This window comes from Micromonospora sp. D75, assembly GCF_018070405.1.
Lineage (GTDB): Bacteria > Actinomycetota > Actinomycetes > Mycobacteriales > Micromonosporaceae > Micromonospora > Micromonospora chalcea.
The window spans coordinates 1-3,709 of the sequence record NZ_JAGPXV010000596.1; the positions used below are offsets into that span (position 1 = coordinate 1).

A 3,709-nucleotide genomic window follows, 5' to 3' on the forward strand; every position below is an offset into this window, starting at 1 on the left:
CTGAACCTTCCCGACGAAGACCTGCCCGCCGCGCTCCAGCTCGCTCACGAGGTCCGGATGCGCTGGTGCGGTCCGGAGGTCGAGGTCGAGGGCATCGTCTCGCTGAAGACCGGCGGCTGCCCGGAGGACTGCCACTTCTGCTCGCAGTCGGGCCTGTTCACCTCGCCGGTCCGGTCGGTCTGGCTGGACATCCCGGCGCTGGTCGAGGCCGCGAAGCAGACCGCGGCGACCGGGGCGACCGAGTTCTGCATCGTGGCCGCGGTGCGCGGCCCGGACGCCCGGCTGATGAAGCAGATGCGCGAGGGTGTCGCCGCCATCCGCGCGGAGGTCGACATCCAGGTCGCCGCGTCGCTCGGCATGCTCACCCAGGAGCAGGTCGACGAGCTGGTCGAGATGGGCGTGCACCGCTACAACCACAACCTGGAGACCTGCCGCTCCTACTTCCCGAACGTGGTCACCACGCACTCGTGGGAGGAGCGCTGGGAGACGCTGCGGATGGTCCGCGAGTCGGGCATGGAGGTCTGCTGCGGCGGCATCCTCGGCCTCGGCGAGACGGTCGAGCAGCGGGCCGAGTTCGCCGCGCAGCTCGCCGAGCTGGACCCGCACGAGGTGCCGCTGAACTTCCTCAACCCGCGGCCGGGCACGCCGCTCGGTGACCGTCCGGTGGTGGAGGGCAAGGACGCGCTGCGCGCCATCGCCGCGTTCCGGCTGGCCATGCCGCGCACCATCCTGCGGTACGCGGGCGGCCGCGAGCTGACCCTCGGTGACCTGGGCACCCGCGACGGTCTGCTGGGCGGCATCAACGCGGTGATCGTCGGCAACTACCTGACCACGCTGGGTCGCCCGGCCAACGCCGACCTGAAGCTGCTGGAAGACCTGAAGATGCCGGTGAAGGCGCTCTCGGCGACCCTGTGAGGCAGCGGTGACCGATCTTTCCCCCGCCCCGGCCGTGCCCGCGGCGCTGTGGTGCGACAGGTGCGGCGAGTCGGTGGCGGCCGGGCCGCATCCGGCGTGCGAGGCGGCCCGGGCGTGGGAGCCGCCGCGCTGGTGCGCGTCCTGCCGGCGGCGGATGAAGGTGCAGGTCGTACCGGCCGGCTGGTCGGCGGTCTGCGTCGAGCACGGCGAGCGGCGGGGCTGAGGCGTGCTGCGCGGGCGGGCGGTGACGCTGCGGCCGGTGACCGACGCCGACGTGCCCGCGCTGGCCGCGATCCGGGCCACCCCTGAGGTGCGCCGCTGGTGGCGCGGCGGGGACGACCTGGCCGAGTCGGTCCGGGCCGACCTGGCCGACGACGCGGTGACGATCTACGCGGTCGAGCACGACGGCCGGCTGGTCGGGGCGATCCAGTGGTACGCCGAGACCGACCCGGACTACCGGCACGCCAGCCTGGACGTCTTCCTCGACCCGGCGGTACGCGGCACCGGGCTGGGCGGCGATGCGGTCCGCACGCTGGTCCGGCACCTGATCGACGAGTACGGCCACCACCGGTTCACGATCGACCCGGCGGCGGCGAACACGGCGGCGATCCGGGCGTACGCGAAGGTGGGTTTCCGTCCGGTGGGCATCATGCGCCGCTACGAGCGCGGGGCGGACGGGCGCTGGCACGACGCGCTGCTGATGGATCTGCTCGCCGAGGATCTGGCGGGCTGAGTCAGCCGGCCCAGAGCAGGTGCCCGCCGGGCAGGCGGCGGGCGCCCTCGGCGGGCCGGTGCGGGCTGAGCCTGCCGTCCGGCATGAGGTGCGACACCGGCACGCCGCGGCCGAGCACGGCGACGTCGGCGATCAGCCGCCGGTGGCAGCGCCACCAGACGCTCTCGCTGCACATCACCGCGGTTCTGCGCAGCGCGGCGTCGGCCAGCACCTCGTCCATCGCGGCGTCGAAGTCGGGCGTACGGGTGTACGCGGCGTATGCCCGGAAGGCCGCGACCGTCCACCAGGTGTCCGGTTCCGGCTCGCCGGCGCGGACGTGCCGGCGGCCGCCGAGGCGCGGCTCCCAGCGGTAGCCGATGCCCCGTTCGGGCAGCCAGCGTTCCATGGCCTCGCGGCGGACGTCGGGGTTGGTCCGGCTGGCCGGGTAGCGGCGCACGTCCACGACCAGGGTGACCTCCGCGCCGGCCAGCAGGTCTGCGAGCTGGTCGCGGCGGGCGGCCCCGTGTCCGACGGTCAGCAGCTCGCGCTCCACCGCCCCAGCTTGCCCCGGGTCGCCGTCGTCCGCCCGCCGGCCGGGCCGGCCCACCGGAACGGGCGTGCCCGGCACCACGCGGGTGCCGGGCACGTCTTCCGGTGACTGTGTGACGGTCAGCGCTGGAGGGTCAGCACTCCCGGCCGCCACGGCAGCAGGTTGTAGTCGCCTCCCGCACTGGGGTTCTTGCCCTGGTACAGGAACTGCAGGTTGCAGGGGTCGATGGTCTTGGTCTGGTCGGGGTTGTTGCGGACCAGGTCACCGTGGCTGATGTCGTTGGTCCACGTCGCGCCGCTGTTGGCCTTGCCGGCGAACGGGTTGCTCTCGGTGGCGGCCTGCGGGGTCCACGAGCCGCTCAGGCTGTTGGACGTGAACGACCGGAAGTAGCGTCCCTGGCTGCCGATCGCCTCGACGATCATCAGGTACTGGTTTTGGCCCGCCACCTTGTAGACCTCGACGCCCTCGAACAGGTTGTTCGTCGAGTCGGTCATGATCGTCGTGTAGTTCGAGCCGAAGCTGCCCGGGAAGTTCCCGAGCGGCATGCTCGACCGGTAGATCTTGCCGTTGTCCCCGGCGAAGAACAGGTACATGTTCTGGTCGTCACCGATCAGGGTCTGGTCGATGACGCCGTACGGGGCGTCCGGCAGGGTGGCGGTGGACAGCGTCTGCGCCGAGGACCAGCCGTTGGCGTTCGTCGGGTCGCTCGACGTCTTGTAGCTGAACGAGGTCGACGTCACCAATGCCTCGACCAGCCAGTACGCGGGTCTGACGCAGGCGTGCATGAACGTGCCGCGCTGCATCGGCATCACCGTGTGGGGCGTGCGCGACAGCGACTCGTGGCGCTCAGGCGAGAGCCCGCTGCTGTTCGACGGCGGAGGCAACAAGAAGGCCGCGTACAACTCGGTCCTCAACGCGCTCAACGCGGCCGCCCCGACCTCGGGGCCGACCACGACCCCGACCACGGGACCGCCGCCGAGCGGTGGCGCCGGCCGGATCGTCGGCGTGCAGTCGGGCCGGTGCATCGACGTGCCGAACGCCACCCAGACGAACGGCACCCGGGTACAGCTCTACGACTGCAACGGTCAGTCGAACCAGCAGTGGACGTACACCTCCAGCAAGCAGCTGATGGTCTACGGCAGCAAGTGCCTCGACGCGAACGGCGCGGCCACCGCCAACGGCACCGGAATCATCATCTGGGACTGCAACGGCCAGTCGAACCAGCAGTGGAACATCAACTCCAACGGCACCATCAGCGGCGTGCAGTCCGGCCGCTGCCTGGACGTCTGGGGCACCGGCAACGGCCAGCAGGTCCAGTTGTACGACTGCCACGGACAGACCAACCAGCAGTGGCGGACCGACTTCGGTGGCGGCACCACGCCGCCCCCGACCACGCCGCCGCCGACCACGACGCCCCCGCCGGGCGGCTGATCGCTCCCGTCGACCTACCGGTGGTCGTCGACCGGCGCGCTGGCCATCCCGCAGAACGGCTGGGTCTCGCTCTAGGACTTCACCAACGTGGTCCACAACGG

Annotated in this window: 5 protein-coding genes and 1 pseudogene; 4 read left to right on the forward strand and 2 right to left on the reverse strand. The window is 71.7% G+C overall.

Annotation, left to right across the window (positions count from 1 at the left end):
• From bioB to KBX39_RS26145, 3 genes are all read left to right on the forward strand, one after another.
• Window positions 1-915 (forward strand): biotin synthase BioB (bioB, locus tag KBX39_RS26135; RefSeq protein ID WP_210872997.1); only part of this gene is annotated, 915 nt, incomplete at its 5' end.
• Window positions 916-922: 7 nt separating this feature from the next.
• Complete coding sequence (locus KBX39_RS26140) at window positions 923-1,138, forward strand: hypothetical protein (RefSeq protein ID WP_030503059.1); 216 nt, start codon at window positions 923-925, stop codon at window positions 1,136-1,138.
• A gap of 3 nt (window positions 1,139-1,141) precedes the next feature.
• A complete protein-coding gene (locus KBX39_RS26145) occupies window positions 1,142-1,648 on the forward strand; it encodes a GNAT family N-acetyltransferase (protein WP_210872999.1) in 507 nt (168 codons plus the stop codon).
• Window position 1,649: 1 nt separating this feature from the next.
• On the opposite strand, the gene KBX39_RS26150 is transcribed toward KBX39_RS26145, so the two are convergent.
• On the reverse strand, window positions 1,650-2,273 hold the full coding sequence (locus tag KBX39_RS26150) for a DUF488 family protein (RefSeq protein ID WP_084789506.1): 624 nt from the start codon (window positions 2,271-2,273) through the stop codon (window positions 1,650-1,652).
• Window positions 2,274-2,296: 23 nt separating this feature from the next.
• Window positions 2,297-2,908: pseudogene (locus tag KBX39_RS26155) on the reverse strand (non-reducing end alpha-L-arabinofuranosidase family hydrolase); the annotation flags it as partial.
• Window positions 2,909-2,960: 52 nt separating this feature from the next.
• Between KBX39_RS26155 and KBX39_RS26160 the strand changes: the two are divergent.
• The gene (locus KBX39_RS26160) at window positions 2,961-3,608 is read left to right on the forward strand and encodes a ricin-type beta-trefoil lectin domain protein (protein WP_247660601.1); all 648 of its coding nucleotides are present in this window, start codon (window positions 2,961-2,963) and stop codon (window positions 3,606-3,608) included.
• Window positions 3,609-3,709 lie beyond the last annotated feature (101 nt).

What these genes read in the sequence shown, in the direction of transcription:
- KBX39_RS26160 (WP_247660601.1), top strand. Translation starts at nt 2,961, where the DNA reads ATGAACGTGCCGCGCTGCATCGGCATCACCGTGTGGGGCGTGCGCGAC.